The organism is Pseudomonas sp. MIS38, assembly GCF_019891575.1.
Lineage (GTDB): Bacteria > Pseudomonadota > Gammaproteobacteria > Pseudomonadales > Pseudomonadaceae > Aquipseudomonas > Aquipseudomonas putida_A.
On sequence record NZ_JAFLXF010000008.1, the window covers coordinates 75619 to 92196 of the forward strand.

The window sequence follows — 16578 nt, forward strand, 5'->3', positions numbered from 1 at the left end:
AGAATCGTCAAGGAAGAGCCCGCAGTGCGGACATGCAGCCGAAGCTGACTTCGGGGAATTGCGCTACCTAAACGCGGCCCGGTTAAAGGCCGGCGCGCACTATACCGGAATTTGCCCAAAAAGGGAGCTTTTTTTATCGCCTGAATCGGTGTGTCACCGCTGTGTAACGGGGTTTTGCGGATAATCGTGCAAAGGTCTATTTTGCAAAGGCCCGGCCCTGCGGGTGATGACGCTTAAACGATTCATCGATGTGCGGCATACCGTCGCTGCACCCGCCCTTCCCGCCCGAGGATTTCTCCATGAATCAGCCCTGCCCCGGCCGCGTCAGCCGTGAACGTCGTGGTCATATCCACTTGATCGGCCTCGACCGGGCCGCCAAACGCAACGCCTTCGACCTCGATCTGCTCAATGACTTGAGCCTGGCCTACGGCGAGTTCGAGGCCGACAGCGAGGCGCGGGTGGCGGTGGTGTTCGGGCATGGCGAACACTTTACCGCCGGTCTGGATCTGCTCAACGCCAGCGCCGCCCTCGCCGAAGGCTGGCAGGTTCCGACCGGTGGTTGCGACCCATGGGGTGTTTTCGTTGGTCCACGGGTCAGCAAACCGGTCATTGTCGCCGCGCAGGGCTACTGCCTGACCATCGGTATCGAGTTGATGCTGGCCGCGGATATCAACCTGTGCGCGAGCAATACCCGCTTCGCGCAAATGGAAGTGCAGCGGGGGATTTTTCCGTTTGGGGGCGCGACATTGCGCTTTCACCAGGTGGCCGGTTGGGGCAACGCGATGCGCTGGTTGCTGACCGGCGATGAGTTTGATGCCCACGATGCGTTGCGTCTGGGTTTGGTGCAGGAAGTGATGGCCAGTGAGGATCTGTTGCCGCGGGCGATCGAACTGGCCGAACGGATTGCCCGGCAGGCACCGTTGGGGGTGCAGGCAACGCTGATGTCGGCGCGCCAGGCGCGGTATGAAGGCGAGACGGCGGCGGCGCAGGGATTGCCGGCGCTGGTGAAGAAGTTGCTGGGGAGTGAGGATGCCAAGGAGGGGGTGAGGTCGCTGGTTGAGCGGCGCCCGGGCATCTTCAAAGGGATCTGAGAAAAAGGGTGTTCTTCAGGCCCTCTTCGCGAGCAAGCTCGCTCCCACATTTGGAATGCATTTCAAGTGTGGGAGCGGGCTTGCTCGCGAAGGGGCCATCACTGACCACTCAAGTCGCCGGGCGAATCGCCTTGATCAACGACTGCAGCGAATAACCCAGCCGTGGCGCCAGCACTTCGGCGCGGGCGGTCAGCGCCTGCATGTCCAGCTCCTGATCGAGATCCGCCGGCACAATCAGAATCACATTGCCCTCCTTCACCGGCAGCTCCCAGTAATGCCGGTGATAGAGCCCGCGCAACAACGCCGCGCCCAACGGTTTGCCGTCATCGGTGGCCCACTGGTTGATCACCAGCCAGCCGCCCGGGTTCAGACGCTTCTGACAGTCGCCGAGAAAACTCCAGGCCAGGTGCCCGACACCCGGGCCGACATCGGTGTACAGATCGACAAAGATCAGATCCGCAGGCTCGGCCGTCGGCAGCAACTCCAGCGCATCGCCGACCCGAATGTACAAGCGCGGATCGTCATCCAGCCCCAGGTACTCGATCGCCAGACGCGGCACGTCCGGGCGCAGTTCGATGGCTTCGACGTCTTCCAGCGGCAGGAACTTGAGGCAGGCCTGGGTCAGCGTGCCGGCACCGAGGCCGAGAAACAGCGCGCTCTCCGGTTGCTCATGGCACAACGCGCCAATCAGCATCGCCCGGGTGTAGTCATATTCGAGCCAGCTCGGATCGGCGGTGAACACGCAGCTCTGTTCGATGGCATCGCCAAATTCCAGAAAGCGGTAATCGGCCACTTCCAGCACGCGAATCACGCCGAACTCATCCTGTACCTCGGCGAGCAACAGCTCGACGCGCTCCTCAGTCATTTCGTCTCCTGATGGTCACCGGGCGCGGTGACGCGATGGCACCGCTGCGGCGCCGTGGCAAAGCGGCGATTGTCGGTGATGGGGCGGGAGCAGGTCACGCACTAATTGCTGCTACCATGGGCTTCCCGTGCGTAGAACCAATTAGAGACCGTGATGAGCCAACCGTGGAGCCCTGACAGCTGGCGCGCCCTGCCGATCCAGCAACAACCCCAATACCCTGACGCGGCGCATCTGCGCCAGGTCGAGCAGACCCTGGCCAGTTATCCGCCGCTGGTGTTTGCCGGCGAAGCGCGCGAGCTGCGCCGTCAGTTTGCCGAAGTGACTCAGGGTCGGGCGTTCCTGCTGCAGGGCGGCGATTGCGCGGAAAGCTTTGCCGAGTTCTCGGCGGCGAAGATTCGCGACACGTTCAAAGTATTGCTGCAAATGGCGATCGTCATGACCTTCGCCGCCGGTTGCCCGGTGGTCAAGGTCGGGCGCATGGCCGGCCAGTTCGCCAAACCGCGCTCGGCCAACGATGAAACCATCGACGGCGTGACCCTGCCCGCCTACCGGGGCGACATCGTCAACGGCATCGGTTTCGATGAAAAAAACCGCGTGCCGGATCCGGAGCGCCTGTTGCAGTCGTACCACCAGTCCACCGCCACCCTGAACCTGTTGCGCGCCTTCGCCCAGGGCGGTTTCGCCGACCTGCATCAGGTGCACAAGTGGAACCTGGACTTCATCGCCAACTCGGCACTGGCCGAAAAATACAGCCACCTCGCCGATCGCATCGATGAAACCCTGGCGTTCATGCGCGCCTGCGGCATGGACAGTTCGCCGCAACTGCGCGAAACCAGTTTCTTCACTGCCCACGAAGCGCTGCTACTGAACTACGAAGAAGCCTTCGTGCGTCGCGACAGCCTGACCAACGATTACTACGATTGCTCGGCGCACATGCTGTGGATCGGCGACCGCACTCGTCAGCTCGACGGCGCTCACGTCGAATTCCTGCGCGGGGTGAACAACCCGATCGGGGTGAAAGTCGGCCCGAGCATGAACCCGGATGATCTGATTCGCCTGATCGACGTGCTCAACCCGGACAACGATCCGGGACGCCTGAACCTGATTGCGCGGATGGGTGCGAACAAGGTCGGCGATCACCTGCCGGCGCTGATCCGTGCGGTGCAGCGTGAGGGCAAACAGGTGCTGTGGAGCTCCGACCCGATGCATGGCAACACCATCAAGGCCAGCAGCGGCTACAAGACCCGCGACTTCGCGCAGATCCTGGGTGAGGTGAAGCAGTTTTTCCAGGTGCACGAAGCCGAAGGCACTTATGCCGGCGGGATTCATATCGAGATGACCGGGCAGAATGTCACCGAGTGCATCGGTGGTGCGCGGCCGATCACTGAAGACGGGTTGTCGGATCGTTATCACACCCACTGTGACCCGCGGATGAATGCCGATCAGTCGCTGGAACTGGCGTTTTTGATTGCTGAAACCCTGAAACAGGTTCGCCGCTGAATCAGTCAGATTTTTAGCGTCGGGCAGGCCGCCTTCGCGAGCAAGCCCGCTCCCACACTGGATCTGTGTCGTACACAAAACCCATGTGGGAGCGGGCTTGCTCGCGAAGAGGCCCGCTCAGTCACAGCCGATCTGCGCCAATGCCACCCGCAACCGCCCCGCACTCTCACGCTGACAATTAAGCTGCACTCGCGCAAGCCCCAGCCAATCGGCCATCTGCCGCAAATTCAACGCCAGCGCCAGCATCCCCTCTTCGTCCAGCCCCGGCTCTTCCTCGTGCACTGCATGCACCGCCAATCGTCCCGACGCCCGCTCGGCGCGCAGATCGACCCGCGCGGCAATCCGCTCATTGTGCAGAAACGGCAACACGTAGTAGCCGTAGACCCGCTTGTCCTGCGGCGTATAAATCTCCAGCCGATAGCGGAAGTCAAACAAGCGCTCGGTGCGACTGCGCTCCCAGATCAGCGAATCGAACGGTGACAACAGCGCACTGGCGACGACTTTTCGCGGGACTTTCGGCTGCGGCAGGCAGTAGGCGATCTGTCGCCAGCCAGCGACTTCGCAGGTCTGCAACTGCCCGTCCTCGACCAGCTCCGCCAGACGCGGGCGCGCATCGCCAGGGTTCAAGCGGAAATAATCGCGCAGATCCTTTTCCGTGCCGACGCCCTGTGCCTGGGCCGCGTGCAGCAGCAAACCACGTTGTGCTTCGGCTTCATCCGGCAACGGCTGCTGCAGAATCGACGTCGGGATCACCCGCTCCGGCAAATCATACAAACGCTCAAAACCGCGGCGGCCGGCGACGGTCACTTCACCGGCGGCGAACAACCATTCCAGCGCATGCTTTTCCGCGCTCCAGTCCCACCATTGCCCGGCCTTGTCCTCGCGGGTCGACAGACTGCCGGCGCCCAATGCACCGCGCGCCTCAACCGCGCTTAAAACCCGGCGCACGACGTCCTGCTGCTCAAGACCAAACTTCGCCAGTTGCTGATAGATGTCTCTGCCAGTTCTGGCCCGCTGCATCCGCCACCCCATCAACGGATACATCGCCAGCGGCAGCAACGACGCTTCGTGGCCCCAGTATTCGAACAGCGTGCGCCGACGGCCCGAACCCCAGGCAGCCTGGTCGAGCAGATCGGAAGAATAGGAACCCAGACGGGAAAACAGCGGCAGGTAGTGCGAGCGCACCACGGCGTTGACGGAGTCGATCTGCAACAGCCCCAGCCGTTCGATCAGCCGGTTGAGTTGCGGCGCCTTGACGGTCGGCGGCTGGCGCCCGTTGAACCCTTGGGCAGCCAGCGCCAGTCGTCGCGCCTGTTTGAGAGAAAAGGCCAGAGTCGCGGGCATGAGCATCTCCTTGTCTGCTCGCAACCTACCTCACCTGAAAGTGGTTTGTGTAGTAAGGCCCTGATCATTTATGCATCGGATCGTCCCAGAACGGCCGAATGGCCTCGTGTTCGACGTCGGCACGGCTGACCCCGATGTCCTTCAGCGCTTCGTCGCTCAGGCTGGCAAGCAACTCACGCTCACGGTGCAGTTCGTACCAGCGGCTAAACTTGTGCAGCAGGTCGGAAACGATATGGCCGTGGCCGGAAAATTTTGCGTCGTCTACATACTCTCTTTGACCTTTCATCGTGTTGCCCTCCTTGTGGATGGCTCAAGTCTCGCGCTGGCGCTAAGATCAATCCAACGAATGTTTCTGATGGCATTCATCACGGAGATTCATCAATTGTCGGCCTACCCCAGTATCGATACCGATGTCCTGCGCACTTTCGTTGCGATTGCCGATCAGGGCGGGTTTACCCGCGCCGGCGAAATGGTCAACCGCACGCAATCGGCGGTGAGCATGCAGATGAAGCGCCTCGAAGAAGATGTGCTGCAACGTCGTTTGTTCGAGCGCGACGGCCGCCAGGTGCGCCTGACCGCCGAGGGCCAGGTGTTGCTGGGCTATGCGCGGCGCATCCTGAAACTGCACAGCGAAGTGTTCAACACGCTGCGCGAGCCGCACATGGTCGGCACCGTGCGCATCGGTACGCCGGACGATTACGTGATGCGGTTTCTGCCGGGGATCCTCTCGCGGTTCGCTCAGTTCTACCCGCTGATCCAGATCGAAGTGCACTGCGAATCCAGCAAACAGCTGTTGCAGCGCACCGATCTGGACTTGTCGATTGTCACCCGCGAGCCGGGCAACGAGATCGGTCAGTTGCTGCGCAAGGAGCGTTTCGTCTGGGCCGAGGCGCAGAATTTCAGCGCCCACGAGCAGACGCCGTTGCCGCTGGCCATGTTCAACAGTGATTGTTTCTGCCGTTTGTGGGCGTGCAATGCGCTGGACGCGATGGGCCGCGACTACCGCATCGCCTACAACAGCACCAGCCTGTCGGCGTTGATGGCGGTGGTGAGCGCGGGTCTGGCGATCACCGCGCAACTGGAAAGCCTGATCACCCCGGACATGCGCATTCTTGGCGCCGCCGAAGATCTGCCGCTGTTGCCCGAGGCCAGCATCATGCTGATCCGCAACCTGAACAATCCGTCGCCGATCACCGAATGCCTGGCCGAGCACATCGTCGAAGGCTTCAAACTTTAAACGCGAGCATCACCGCGCACAGCACCAGAAAACCGCAAAACAGCCCGCGCAAGAGCCGTTCCGGCATGGCGTGGGCGACTTTCACCCCCCAACTGATGCTGGCCAGACCGCCGATGGCCAGCGGCAGGCCGATCATCCAGTCCACTTCGTGATGCACCGCGTACGTCACCAAGGTCACGCCGGTGCTCGGCAATGCCAACGCCAGCGACAGGCCCTGGGCAACCACTTGGCTGGTGCCGAACAAACTGGTCAGCACGGGCGTCGCCACCACGGCCCCGCCGACACCGAACAAACCGCCCATGGTCCCGGACGCTGCGCCCAAAACACCCAGCCATGGCCATGAGTAACGCATCTCGGAGGTCACGGCGGTTTTCTTGCCGAACATCTTCAGCAGGTTGTACGCCGAGAGCACCACAAGGAAAGCGACAAAACCGATGCGCATGGTTTGCGCATCGATGCCCACCGCCCAGATCGAACCGATCCACGCAAAGCAAAAACCCATGGTCGCCAGCGGCAGCGCATGACGCAGCTCGATGCGATTGCGCTGATGATAGCGCCACAGCGCCAGCATCACGTTGGGCACCACCATCACCAGCGCCGTGCCTTGGGCGATCTGCTGATCGAGGCCAAACCATACGCCCAGCAGCGGGATGGCGATCAAACCACCGCCGATGCCGAAGATCCCGCCCAATGTGCCAAGGGCGGCGCCAAACAGCAGGTACAACAAAAACTCGATCACAGCGATGTCCTCATCCGTCAGGCGATTCATCCTACGCAGTCGAGGCTGGCGGGGAAACGCACAGCAACGCACAATGGCTATGCCAATTTCGCACAAGCACCGAAACACTCATGAATCCCAATCAGTTGACCGAACAGCTCGGGCTGTTTCTCGATGTGCTGGAAAGTGGCAGTTTTTCTGCGGCTTCCCGTCGTCATCCGCTGACGCCTTCCGCCGTCGCGCGGCGCATCGACAGCCTGGAAAGCGCGGTCGGCAGCCAGTTGTTCATCCGCAGCACCCACGCCGTGCGGGCAACCCCGGCGGGTCTGGCGTTTGCCGAGCGGGCGCGACGCATTGTCAGCGAGCTGCAACTGGCCCGCGCCGAAGCGGTGTCGTTGAGCAGTGCGCCGGAAGGCTTGATCCGTATCGATGCCCCGGCCGCTTTTGGTCGCCGCCATCTCGCGCCGGTCATCGCTGACTTTCTGGTGCTGTACCCGGGCCTCGACGTGCAGTTGCACCTGATCGACAGCTTCATCGATATGCACGGCTCGAACCTGGGCAAAGTCGATCTGGTGCTGCGTGCCGGGCAAATGGCCGATACGCGGCTGGTCGCCACGCCGCTGGCGAGCATGGTGCGCATTGCCTGCGCCAGCCCCGACTACCTCAAACGCCGTGGCGCACCGCGCCATCCCGCGCAGTTGAGTGAACATGACGGGCTGGATTGGGAAGGTCTCGCCCCGCCCTTCGCCTGGCGCTTCGAACTGGACGGGCAAATGCAACTGCATCGCCCCGCGCGCATCCGCATGAGCGCCAACAATGCCGAAGCGCTGGTGTGCGGTGCTCTGGCCGGGCTGGGCATCGCGCATTTGCCGACCTGGCTGGCCAGTGAGTACCTGCTGCGTGGCGAACTACTGCCGCTGTTCTGCGAGAACGGTCTGCCACAACCGGAGAGTACTGGCATTTATGCATTGCGCATGGAACAGCAGACCCACTCGCGCAGCCGTCTGCTTTTGGAATACCTCAAGACCCGCTTCAGCCCGGTGCCACCGTGGGATCTGGCGCTGCAACGCGAGCTGGGCCGACACTAGATCCTGGATAATTATCTGGCGCATTAAACATTCGGGCGCTAGATTCAAGCCCATCACCGAACAAGGCTTTGCCATGACCACCGAACGCGACACCTGCGACGACCTGCTGCTCGACAATCAGGCGTGCTTCGCCCTGCATTCCACTTCACTGATGATGACCAAGGTCTACAAGCCGCTGCTGCAAGCGCTGGGCCTGACCTACCCGCAGTATCTGGCGATGATGGTTCTGTGGGAAAAGGATGGTTTGACCGTGGGCGAAATCAGCACGCGGTTGCTGACCGATCCAGGCTCGCTGACACCGTTGCTCAAACGGCTAGAAGGTGAAGGTCTGCTCAGCAGAACCCGCAGCCGTGAAGACGAACGGGTGGTGATCGTCGAACTGACCGCGCAGGGACGGGCTCTTCGTGAGCAGGCCAAAAGCGTTCCGCAATGCATCTTGGGCGCCAGTGGTTTCACCCTCGAACGCCTGCAGAATCTTCAATCTGAGCTGCAAGCCCTGCGCAGCCATCTGCAAGAAAGCCTGACCGGATAACAGCGCTGCCCTCTTGTAGGAGTGAGCCTGCTCGCGATAGCGGTGGTTCAGTCGGCCCCCTTATTGCCTGCTCCACCGCTATCGCGAGCAGGCTCAATCCTACAAAGGATCGGTTCATCAGGAAAAATATTCTTCAGCCCGCGCCCCCACCATCCGCTCTAAATCTTCACTTTCAAGCTGATCGACAGTGCCTTTAAAGGACCGAGATTCAGCTTTCTCAAAAAATTATCTTGCGCACTAAACATTAGCGAGCTACATTCACCTCGCACTTACTTAGCGCGCAAACAATTAGCGCAAAAACAGACACCCAACGAGGCCCACACCATGCAAACTCTCTACACTGCAATCGCAACCTCCACTGGCGGCCGTGACGGTCGTGCGATCTCCAGCGACAACATCCTCGACGTCAAACTCGCTACCCCGAAAGAACTCGGCGGTGCCGGCGGCGCAGCGACCAACCCTGAGCAACTGTTCGCTGCCGGTTACTCGGCCTGCTTCATCGGCGCACTGAAATTCGTCGCCAGCCAGACCAAACGCAAAATCCCCGACGATGCCTCGATCACTGCTCATGTCGGTATCGGTCAGATTCCTGGTGGTTTCGGTCTGGACATCGACCTGCACATCAGCCTGCCGGGCCTGGAACAGGCGGATGCACAGAGCCTGGTTGAAGCGGCGCATCAGGTCTGCCCGTACTCCAACGCCACCCGTGGCAACGTTGACGTACGCCTGCACACCACCGTTTGAGAACAACACCAATCCACTGTGGGAGCGGGCTTGCTCGCGAATGCTTTGTGTCATTCAACACACAGATTGTCTGACCGGGCCTATTCGCGAGCAAGCTCGCTCCCACAGGGTTCGGGGGTAGACGTGGAATCGCAGGCACAAAAAAGCCCGACTCAATGGTCGGGCTTTTTCTTTCCGTAAAAAGCAGTGCTTATTTGGCACGGCCTTTGTAGGAACCGCCTTCGCGGGTATCGATCTCGATCATGTCGCCGATTTCAATGAAGTCAGCAACCGACAGCTCGGTACCGTTCTTCAGTTTGGCAGGCTTCATCACCTTGCCGGAAGTGTCACCGCGAGCGGAACCTTCGGTGTAGTCAACCTGACGCACGATGGTGGTCGGCAGTTCTACGGAAACCAGACGCTCTTCGAAGAACACGGCTTCGCAAACGTCGGTCATGCCTTCTTCAACGAAAGGCAGAACGCTTTCGATGTCTTCGGCGTTCAGTTCGTACATGGTGTAGTCAGTGGTGTCCATGAACGTGTAGGTGTCGCCGCTGATGAAGGACAGGGTCGCTTCTTTGCGGTCGAGGATCACGTCGTCCAGCTTGTCGTCCGCACCGTAAACGGTTTCGGTCTTGTAACCGGTCAGCAGGTTCTTCAGCTTGGTCTTCATGATCGCGCTGTTACGGCCCGACTTGGTGAATTCAGCTTTCTGAACCAGCCAAGGATCGTTGTCGATACGGATCACGGTACCGGGTTTGAGTTCTTTACCAGTTTTCATTGCGAATATCCGAATTTGGATGGGATTTACAAAAATCTAGGCCGCGTATCATATCCAATTTAGGTAAAACTGTACCAGCGCCGTGGCAAGATCCGCCTGCAAGCCTTGTTCCAGACACCACGCCTCGGCGTTTTCCTGCAGTTCTGGCCAGTGTTTACGGACCTGGAGCCAGTGCTCGCCGATCGGTTTCCCGGCACTCCAGGCCCGCCACAGACCGCTCATCGCCTCGGCAGCGGCCGGTGAAAGCCCTTTGGTATAGAGCGCGAGAAAGGCATCGAGCTTGTCGAGGTGGATGTCTTCGTCCTGCTGATAGATATGCCAGAGCATCGGTCGCCCGGCCCACTGTGCACGGACGAACGAGTCTTCACCGCGCACCGCGTTGAAGTCGCAGCACCACAGCAACTGATCGTATTGATCCTGACGGACGAACGGCAGCACCTGCACCGTCAGCGCCTGACGCACGTCCAGATCGCCGACAGCCAACGCATCGACCCCGAGCCAGCGCGCAACGTCACCGAGGATCCGCCCTTCCGGCACCAGCAGATGGGTCGGCGTGCTATCGGCCGCCAACGCATCCAGCCAACTGGCCAGCCCGGCATTTTCGTAGGCAAACAACGAGATCAGCTGTGCGTCAGCTGCGCGATCTACGCCCAGGCCGTGCAGGAATTGTCGCTGCGCAGCCGCGTCCTGCTGAAATCGCCGACGCCGCTCAAGCAGACCGTTTTCACGCAGCAAGCCGCCCGTCCCCGGTTGAAATCCGGGAAAGAAAAAGAATTTCTGTACCGACTTGTACTTCACCGACGGCAAACCGTGACAACCGGTGACCCAGTCTTCGGCGCTGAGGTAATCGAGGTTCATCCACAGCGGTGGCTGTTGCCGCTCGGCCATGGCGTCCATGTACGCCGATGGCAGCTGACAGGCAAATGCGGCGATCACCACGTCCGCCGCCTCCGTCTGCGGCCAGTCGCTCGGCCAATGCCGCACCTCGACGCCCTGCTGCGATTGCTGCGCCAGGTGGATGTCGATCTCGGGGCAGATACGTTCAAAGGCGCGCAGGTCATCGACCCACAGGCGCACCGCCAGCCCATGCTCGGCTACCAGTTGCCGGGCCAGACGCCAGGTCACGCCGATGTCGCCATAGTTGTCGACCACGGTGCAAAAAATATCCCAGCGGGTTTTCGGTATCGGCATGCAAGACTCCCGTTGGCAAAAGCGCTGATTGTCCGCATAAATGACCTCGCGCAGAAGAGCCGACGGCGATTAATCTTCGTGCGACAATCGCCACTTGCCCGCAATCATCCGCCAGGAGGCAGCCATGCCCTATCGTCCCAATCCGCGTCGCCCGTTGCCCGTTCAGCTTAGCGCGCTGCAACTGACCGGCAGCATTGCCTTGGGCATGTGGCTGGGTTTTCTCGCCATTGCCCTGACTTGCTGGCTGATTTCGCGTTTTGTGTTGACCGAGCAACTGGCACCGGTTGCTCAGGCGGTGCAGCAACTGGCCAAGCCGCCAGCGGCCGTTCAGGTACAACCGGACATTCCGCCACAGAGTCCGCTGTTCGAACAGTACGAAGAAAACCTGCGCAAGAACGAGCAGCAGGCGCGCCTGGATCAGGCTCGCGGCAGCAGTCGCAACCAGTCAAATCCGAAATGCCAGTTCTGGCTGCAACAGGACCAGACCGCGCCGAGCGAAAAGAGCCGCGCCAACGTTTTGCAATTCTGCGATTGATCATGAACAAACACACCGTCCACCAACTGATCCTCGACAAACTGCGCGTCGACCTCGACATCGCCGAACGCGCCGCGCAGACCGCTTACGAAACCGCGACCCACGAAGAAAACATCGCCGAGAACAAATACGACACGCTCGGGCTTGAGGCTTCCTATCTGGCGGCGGGTCAGGCGAAACGGGTCGAGGAAATCCGCCAGTCACTGGCGCTGTGCCAGAACCTGACACTGCGCGCCTATGACGAAAATCGCGGCATCGAGATCGGCGCCCTGCTCGGCCTGGAAGACGAAAAAGGGCGCGAGCAATGGCTGTTTCTGGCCCCGGATGCGGCGGGCCTGAAAGTCGATGTGGTGGGTCAGCCGATTACCGTCATCACCCCGCGCTCGCCGCTGGGCAAAAGCCTGCTGGGCAAGTTCGAAGGTGATGAGGTGGTGATTCTGGTAGCGGGCACCCGGCAACAGTTTGCTGTCACCGAGGTGCTTTGAGGCAGGGTCTTAGTGGACCGGCAGTTCGACGCCGTCGAACAGCTCTTCCAGTTCCTGCTTGTTGTGGCACTGGATGGCTTTGGCCATTACTTCGCGGGTCAGGTGCGGGGCGAACTTCTCGATGAAGTCGCACATGAAACCACGCAGGAAAGTACCGCGACGGAAACCGATCTTGGTGATGCTCGACTCGAACAGTTCGCTGGCATCCAGCACCACCAGGTCGTTATCGAGCTTGGTGTCGACCGCCATCTTGGCGACGATGCCCACGCCCAGGCCCAGACGCACGTAGGTTTTGATCACGTCGGCGTCGGCCGCGGTGAACACCACTTTCGGCGTCAGGCCACGATGACTGAAGGCTTCGTCGAGTTTCGAACGGCCGGTGAAACCGAACACGTAAGTCACGATCGGGTATTCGGCCAGCGCTTCGAGGGTCAGCTTCGGCAGCTTGGTCAGCGGGTGGCCCTGGGGCACGACCACGCAGCGGTTCCAGCGATAGCACGGCATCATCACCAGATCACCGAACAGCTCCAGCGCTTCGGTGGCGATGGCGAAATCGACGGTGCCGTCAGCGGCCATCTCGGCGATCTGCATTGGCGAACCCTGGTGCATGTGCAGCGCCACGTCCGGGTATTGTTTGATGAAATTGCTGATCACCGGCGGCAATGCATAACGCGCCTGGGTGTGGGTGGTGGCGATCGACAGGGTGCCTTTTTTCTCGTTGGAGAATTCCTGGGCAATCTGCTTGATGCTTTCGACCTTGCGCAGGATTTCGCCCGCGGTGGTGATGATGCGCTCGCCGGCCGGGGTGACGCGGGTCAGGTGCTTGCCGCTGCGGGCAAACACTTCAACGCCAAGTTCGTCTTCCAGCAGGCGAATCTGTTTACTGATACCCGGTTGCGAGGTGTAAAGGCTTTGGGCGGTAGCGGAAACGTTGAGGTCGTGGTGCGCCACTTCCCAGATGTAGCGCAATTGTTGAAGCTTCATATGTATCCCTCAAAGCAGGTAGACGCCACGGGCATCAGCGACGGTATATAACTATATTAATGGTTTGATGAATAAATCTAGAACTTTTTTATCAAAAGGCCATTATTCCCGCTTCAGCGATCCCCCCGGCGCCGGCGCTCCACCAATGGCACCAGATAAACCGGTACCTTGGCCAATTGCAGGACCCGGGTCGCCGTGCGCCCCAAAGGCGTTTCCGCCCCTACGCCGTGGCTGTGAGTGCCTACGATCAGCAAATCCACCGAGAGTTTCTGCACCTGGTCGAGAATCACCTGCGCCGGATCGCCCTGCACTACCCGAACCGCGCAAATCCGCTGCAGATCCTGCTCGCCCTCGTCGCCCAGCTCTTCGCGAAAACTGTCCAGCACCCGTTGCTCGATATTGGCGATGACAGTTTTCAGACCCTGACTGTGAAATTCGTTCAATGCCTGTTCGTCGAGATAACTCTGCAACACCGACTCGGCAAACAGCCCCATGGGTTCCACTGCATGCACCACATACAAGTCGGCATTGAATGTCCGCGCCAGCGCCAGGGCATGCTGCATCACTAAAGGTGCGTACAGACCGAGGTCAGTGGCATACAGCATCGAACGAATCATATGACCTCCTCGCGTGCCAACATGGCGGAGATTTGATTCAGCTTAGCAGTGCCTTGGCGAGTACGACGTGCGACGCAACGTCTTGAAGCACTGGGGCTTTAGATCGACGGTTCGTTACTGATGCCATGCGGTACGTGTCCGGTGGCGACCACTTCGCGGGCCGCCTCGCAGTGGCCGGTCTGATCGTCGAAGAACACATCGGCAGCGAAGGCTTCGAGAAACGCCGATTTGGTCAGCCCGCCGAGAAACAGCGACTCGTCGAGGCGGATGTCCCACTCGCGCAAGGTGCGGATCACCCGCTCATGGGCCGGTGCCGAACGCGCAGTAACCAGCGCCGTGCGGATCGGGCAGTCGTCTTCGGGGAACTCGCGTTGCAGCGCATTGAGTGCCGCCAGAAAGCCCTTGAAAGGCCCACCGCGCAAGGGCTCGCGCGCCGACTCGCGTTCCTTGGCCTGAAACGCCAGCAGCCCGCCGGCCTGATAAACGCGCTCGGATTCGTCGGAGAACAACACCGCGTCGCCGTCGAAGGCGATGCGCAACTCATCACTGGCCGCGCGACTGGCGCCGCCGGAGAGAATCGTCGCCGCGGCAAACCCGGCGTCCAGCGCGGCGCGCACATCCTCGGCGTGGGTGGACAGAAACAAGTCACAGCCAAACGCTTTGAGATAGGGATACGGACTGCGCCCGCCGACGAAGGCCGCTCGCGAGATGTCCAGCCCATAATGATCAATCGAGTTGAACGCGCGCAGGCCGGTGTCGGCACTGTTGCGCGAAACCAGAATCACCTCGACCCGGGCGCGGTCGAGGCGACTGTTGAGGCTCAGGAGTTTTTCCACCAGCGGGAACGCATCGCCGGGCGCGAGAATTTCGTCTTCGTGTTCAATCTGGTATTGCCGATAGGCTTCGACGCCGCTCGCCAGATAGACCTTATGACTCTCGCTCAGGTCGAACAAGGCGCGAGACGAAATCGCCAGCACCAGTTTGTCATCGATGTTCTTGGCCATGCCTTCCCCCACTCCCCCGAAAACCGACTCAAGTGTTGCGTCGGTCGATAAAACTCAATGTGCGATACAGCGCTTCGATCCGTGGCAACTCACAGCCTGCCGCTTTGGCTGCGGCCAATGGCCGGGCGTAAATCGCTTCCAGCTCCAGCGGCCGTTTATGCAGGAAATCGTGGTACATGCTCGGCCAATAGTCGGGCATTTTCTCGGTCATCATGAACAGGTAATCGGCGTAACCGGGCGGAACGTCGTGACCGCAGGCCCTGGCGCCCTGCACCACTTCGGCCATCAACGCCTGGATCAGCGCGCGACTGTCCGCGTCGGCCATCAGCGGCGTGGTGCCGGCGCCGAGCAACACCGAGAGACCGTTGTAGGGAATATTCCACACCAGTTTCTGCCAGCGCGCCTGTTGCAGATTGGGCATCGCCTGCGAATCGATGCCAGCGGCGCGGAACAGACCGGCACCCTCCTCGACCAGCGCCATGCGCGCCGCTTCATCCGCCGCCGGGCCACTGTGATAGCCGACATTCACCGCACCCAAGGCCTGATGGGTGATGTGTCCCGGCCCTTCGCGATGCACGCAGATCAGGCACAGACCACCGAGCATATGCAGGGAATCGGGCAGCAACTCGCGCAAGCTGTCTTCGACGTCCAGACCGTTCTGCAGCACCAGCACTTTCGCGCCGGGCCTGGCCGCAGCAATGATCGCCGGGGCCAGACCCGCGCTGCTGGTGGTCTTGGCGCCGACCAGCAACCAGTCGCAGGCCGGCATGTCCTCGGCCTTCGCATACGCCTGCACCGGGTTCAGCGTCAGGGTGCCATGCACGGCACTGTCCACCTGCAAACCACGTTCGGCCACCGCCGAGAATTCACTGCGCAGTAAAAAGTGCACATCGAAACCGGCCCGCGCCAGCATCACACCGTAAAACCCGCCAATGGCCCCAGTGCCGATAATCCCGATCACCGGTTTGCTGTCTGCTCCCACCATCTATGGCAACTCCTCTGCAATTCGACCCAGCGCCTGCGCCACTGCCGCGTTCAGCGCAACGGCGGTCAGACGCGTGTGCAATGCCCCAAAGAACTCGCCGTCGCGCACCACAAACAGCGCCGGCAAATGAAAGACCTGATAGCGCTCCACCAACCCGCCGTTGTTGCCGGCATCGATCCAGCACAGGCGATCCACCGCCAGCTCGAACCCGGGCAACACCTCTCTGGCATAGCGGCAGCTGGAACAGCCGACGCTGGTGAAAATCACCAGCGAAACGCCGCTCATCGCCAGCAACCGCTGGTCGGCGTCGAAATCGGTCAGCTCGGATTCGACCACTATACTGGGGGAAACAATGTCAAATGGCCGACACAGGGAGTCTGTGCTCATGGGACGTTTCATTCCTCATCCGGACGAAGTGCCGGTTGAATTAACCTTGCTCAAGCCCGAGTGTATTTCCAGGCAACAGCTGCACACTATCAGCCTCGGCGGGATCGCTTGCAATTATCACCGCGCGTGGCGCCACGGCACGGCGCTGCAAGTGCGCATGCCGACACTCAACGCCGAGATCTGTTATCCGGGCTATGTCGCATGGTGTCTGCGGCGCAAAAAGGGCTATCTGGTGGGGATCGCGTTCACCGATGAGCAGACGCTGTTCAGTGCCCGGATGGGCGAACAGGTGTGCCAGATCGAACGTTATTGCCGCATGAACGAGGCCCACGACGATCTGCAGGATGTTCAGGCGCTGGCCCTGCAATGGGTCGAACAACACGCCGACGAGTTCTCCCACGACAGCGTGCGCAAGGCTTTTGCCCAGCCAGTGCTGGATTAAAGCGGCGTTTGCCCATTGTCGAGCCGCGTCTGACGCGCTAAGGTTCGGCTCCCCGACGCGCTTAAATCT

20 protein-coding genes are annotated in these 16578 nt (G+C 60.7%); 9 read left to right on the forward strand and 11 right to left on the reverse strand.

Annotated features, from left to right (window positions below):
• Positions 1-299: 299 nt before the first annotated feature.
• Positions 300-1091: a crotonase/enoyl-CoA hydratase family protein gene (locus tag J1G18_RS11555; RefSeq protein WP_210558371.1), complete on the forward strand. Its 792-nt coding sequence runs from the start codon at positions 300-302 to the stop codon at positions 1089-1091.
• Positions 1092-1200: 109 nt separating this feature from the next.
• Here J1G18_RS11555 and J1G18_RS11560 read toward each other — a convergent pair whose 3' ends face one another.
• Entirely contained in the window at positions 1201-1956 is a 756-nt protein-coding gene (locus J1G18_RS11560) for a spermidine synthase (protein ID WP_027613441.1), read from the reverse strand.
• Positions 1957-2109: 153 nt separating this feature from the next.
• Here J1G18_RS11560 and J1G18_RS11565 point away from each other — a divergent pair, with 153 nt between their 5' ends.
• Positions 2110-3456 (forward strand): class II 3-deoxy-7-phosphoheptulonate synthase, encoded by a 1347-nt coding sequence (locus J1G18_RS11565; RefSeq protein WP_139054951.1) that lies wholly within the window; start codon positions 2110-2112, stop codon positions 3454-3456.
• Between the two features lie 117 nt (positions 3457-3573).
• Here the strand turns inward: J1G18_RS11565 and J1G18_RS11570 are convergent, their stop codons facing one another.
• A complete protein-coding gene (locus J1G18_RS11570) occupies positions 3574-4800 on the reverse strand; it encodes a winged helix-turn-helix domain-containing protein (protein ID WP_223007695.1) in 1227 nt (408 codons plus the stop codon).
• Between the two features lie 64 nt (positions 4801-4864).
• Positions 4865-5086: a DUF1127 domain-containing protein gene (locus tag J1G18_RS11575; protein ID WP_097088306.1), complete on the reverse strand. Its 222-nt coding sequence runs from the start codon at positions 5084-5086 to the stop codon at positions 4865-4867.
• A gap of 96 nt (positions 5087-5182) precedes the next feature.
• Here J1G18_RS11575 and J1G18_RS11580 point away from each other — a divergent pair, with 96 nt between their 5' ends.
• A complete protein-coding gene (locus tag J1G18_RS11580; protein ID WP_223007757.1) occupies positions 5183-6037 on the forward strand; it encodes a LysR substrate-binding domain-containing protein in 855 nt (284 codons plus the stop codon).
• On the opposite strand, the gene J1G18_RS11585 is transcribed toward J1G18_RS11580, so the two are convergent.
• Positions 6027-6776: a sulfite exporter TauE/SafE family protein gene (locus tag J1G18_RS11585; RefSeq protein ID WP_171061882.1), complete on the reverse strand. Its 750-nt coding sequence runs from the start codon at positions 6774-6776 to the stop codon at positions 6027-6029. The genes J1G18_RS11580 and J1G18_RS11585 overlap by 11 nt on opposite strands.
• A 110-nt stretch (positions 6777-6886) precedes the next feature.
• Between J1G18_RS11585 and J1G18_RS11590 the strand changes: the two genes are divergently transcribed.
• The 3 genes from J1G18_RS11590 to J1G18_RS11600 all read left to right on the forward strand — a co-directional run bounded on the left by J1G18_RS11590 (position 6887) and on the right by J1G18_RS11600 (position 9119).
• Positions 6887-7843, forward strand: a complete 957-nt coding sequence (locus tag J1G18_RS11590) for a LysR family transcriptional regulator (protein ID WP_096794959.1) — start codon at positions 6887-6889, stop codon at positions 7841-7843.
• A 73-nt stretch (positions 7844-7916) separates the two neighbouring features.
• Positions 7917-8375 (forward strand): MarR family winged helix-turn-helix transcriptional regulator, encoded by a 459-nt coding sequence (locus J1G18_RS11595; RefSeq protein WP_135296291.1) that lies wholly within the window; start codon positions 7917-7919, stop codon positions 8373-8375.
• 324 nt (positions 8376-8699) lie between these two features.
• Positions 8700-9119 carry an organic hydroperoxide resistance protein gene (locus tag J1G18_RS11600; protein WP_007964807.1) on the forward strand — a complete coding sequence of 140 codons (420 nt, stop codon included), beginning with the start codon at positions 8700-8702 and terminating at the stop codon, positions 9117-9119.
• Between the two features lie 190 nt (positions 9120-9309).
• On the opposite strand, the gene J1G18_RS11605 is transcribed toward J1G18_RS11600, so the two are convergent.
• Positions 9310-9879 (reverse strand): elongation factor P, encoded by a 570-nt coding sequence (locus tag J1G18_RS11605; RefSeq protein ID WP_003226785.1) that lies wholly within the window; start codon positions 9877-9879, stop codon positions 9310-9312.
• A gap of 48 nt (positions 9880-9927) precedes the next feature.
• On the reverse strand, positions 9928-11070 hold the full coding sequence (earP, locus tag J1G18_RS11610; RefSeq protein ID WP_223007697.1) for an elongation factor P maturation arginine rhamnosyltransferase EarP: 1143 nt from the start codon (positions 11068-11070) through the stop codon (positions 9928-9930).
• Positions 11071-11194: 124 nt separating this feature from the next.
• Here earP and J1G18_RS11615 point away from each other — a divergent pair, with 124 nt between their 5' ends.
• Both J1G18_RS11615 and J1G18_RS11620 read left to right on the forward strand, forming a co-directional pair.
• Positions 11195-11605 carry a hypothetical protein gene (locus J1G18_RS11615; protein WP_041069540.1) on the forward strand — a complete coding sequence of 137 codons (411 nt, stop codon included), beginning with the start codon at positions 11195-11197 and terminating at the stop codon, positions 11603-11605.
• A 2-nt stretch (positions 11606-11607) separates the two neighbouring features.
• Positions 11608-12090, forward strand: coding sequence for a GreA/GreB family elongation factor (locus J1G18_RS11620; protein ID WP_134787017.1), 483 nt, complete (start codon positions 11608-11610; stop codon positions 12088-12090).
• Between the two features lie 9 nt (positions 12091-12099).
• On the opposite strand, the gene cysB is transcribed toward J1G18_RS11620, so the two are convergent.
• The 5 genes from cysB to J1G18_RS11645 form a co-directional block, all read right to left on the reverse strand.
• Positions 12100-13074, reverse strand: a complete 975-nt coding sequence (gene cysB / locus J1G18_RS11625; RefSeq protein ID WP_007908591.1) for an HTH-type transcriptional regulator CysB — start codon at positions 13072-13074, stop codon at positions 12100-12102.
• A gap of 113 nt (positions 13075-13187) precedes the next feature.
• The gene (locus J1G18_RS11630; RefSeq protein WP_027613453.1) at positions 13188-13691 is read right to left on the reverse strand and encodes a universal stress protein; all 504 of its coding nucleotides are present in this window, start codon (positions 13689-13691) and stop codon (positions 13188-13190) included.
• Between the two features lie 98 nt (positions 13692-13789).
• Positions 13790-14695: a 5'-nucleotidase gene (locus tag J1G18_RS11635; RefSeq protein ID WP_027613454.1), complete on the reverse strand. Its 906-nt coding sequence runs from the start codon at positions 14693-14695 to the stop codon at positions 13790-13792.
• Positions 14696-14723: 28 nt separating this feature from the next.
• Positions 14724-15680 (reverse strand): putative 2-dehydropantoate 2-reductase, encoded by a 957-nt coding sequence (locus tag J1G18_RS11640; RefSeq protein ID WP_223007699.1) that lies wholly within the window; start codon positions 15678-15680, stop codon positions 14724-14726.
• Complete coding sequence (locus tag J1G18_RS11645; protein WP_027613456.1) at positions 15681-16067, reverse strand: thioredoxin family protein; 387 nt, start codon at positions 16065-16067, stop codon at positions 15681-15683.
• On the opposite strand from J1G18_RS11645, the gene J1G18_RS11650 reads away from it, so the two are divergent.
• Positions 16066-16509, forward strand: coding sequence for a PilZ domain-containing protein (locus J1G18_RS11650; protein ID WP_223007701.1), 444 nt, complete (start codon positions 16066-16068; stop codon positions 16507-16509). The genes J1G18_RS11645 and J1G18_RS11650 overlap by 2 nt on opposite strands.
• Positions 16510-16578: the final 69 nt, after the last annotated feature.

Excerpts from the sequence above, each read along its gene's own strand:
- J1G18_RS11555 (WP_210558371.1), top strand. The coding sequence starts at position 300 with ATGAATCAGCCCTGCCCCGGCCGCGTCAGCCGTGAACGTCGTGGTCAT.
- J1G18_RS11560 (WP_027613441.1), bottom strand. The coding sequence starts at position 1,956 with ATGACTGAGGAGCGCGTCGAGCTGTTGCTCGCCGAGGTACAGGATGAG.
- J1G18_RS11565 (WP_139054951.1), top strand. The coding sequence starts at position 2,110 with ATGAGCCAACCGTGGAGCCCTGACAGCTGGCGCGCCCTGCCGATCCAG.
- J1G18_RS11570 (WP_223007695.1), bottom strand. The coding sequence starts at position 4,800 with ATGCCCGCGACTCTGGCCTTTTCTCTCAAACAGGCGCGACGACTGGCG.
- J1G18_RS11575 (WP_097088306.1), bottom strand. The coding sequence starts at position 5,086 with ATGAAAGGTCAAAGAGAGTATGTAGACGACGCAAAATTTTCCGGCCAC.
- J1G18_RS11590 (WP_096794959.1), top strand. The coding sequence starts at position 6,887 with ATGAATCCCAATCAGTTGACCGAACAGCTCGGGCTGTTTCTCGATGTG.
- J1G18_RS11595 (WP_135296291.1), top strand. The coding sequence starts at position 7,917 with ATGACCACCGAACGCGACACCTGCGACGACCTGCTGCTCGACAATCAG.
- J1G18_RS11600 (WP_007964807.1), top strand. The coding sequence starts at position 8,700 with ATGCAAACTCTCTACACTGCAATCGCAACCTCCACTGGCGGCCGTGAC.
- J1G18_RS11605 (WP_003226785.1), bottom strand. The coding sequence starts at position 9,879 with ATGAAAACTGGTAAAGAACTCAAACCCGGTACCGTGATCCGTATCGAC.
- earP (WP_223007697.1), bottom strand. The coding sequence starts at position 11,070 with ATGCCGATACCGAAAACCCGCTGGGATATTTTTTGCACCGTGGTCGAC.
- J1G18_RS11615 (WP_041069540.1), top strand. The coding sequence starts at position 11,195 with ATGCCCTATCGTCCCAATCCGCGTCGCCCGTTGCCCGTTCAGCTTAGC.
- J1G18_RS11620 (WP_134787017.1), top strand. The coding sequence starts at position 11,608 with ATGAACAAACACACCGTCCACCAACTGATCCTCGACAAACTGCGCGTC.
- cysB (WP_007908591.1), bottom strand. The coding sequence starts at position 13,074 with ATGAAGCTTCAACAATTGCGCTACATCTGGGAAGTGGCGCACCACGAC.
- J1G18_RS11630 (WP_027613453.1), bottom strand. The coding sequence starts at position 13,691 with ATGATTCGTTCGATGCTGTATGCCACTGACCTCGGTCTGTACGCACCT.
- J1G18_RS11635 (WP_027613454.1), bottom strand. The coding sequence starts at position 14,695 with ATGGCCAAGAACATCGATGACAAACTGGTGCTGGCGATTTCGTCTCGC.
- J1G18_RS11640 (WP_223007699.1), bottom strand. The coding sequence starts at position 15,680 with ATGGTGGGAGCAGACAGCAAACCGGTGATCGGGATTATCGGCACTGGG.
- J1G18_RS11650 (WP_223007701.1), top strand. The coding sequence starts at position 16,066 with ATGGGACGTTTCATTCCTCATCCGGACGAAGTGCCGGTTGAATTAACC.
- J1G18_RS11645 (WP_027613456.1), bottom strand. The coding sequence starts at position 16,067 with ATGAGCACAGACTCCCTGTGTCGGCCATTTGACATTGTTTCCCCCAGT.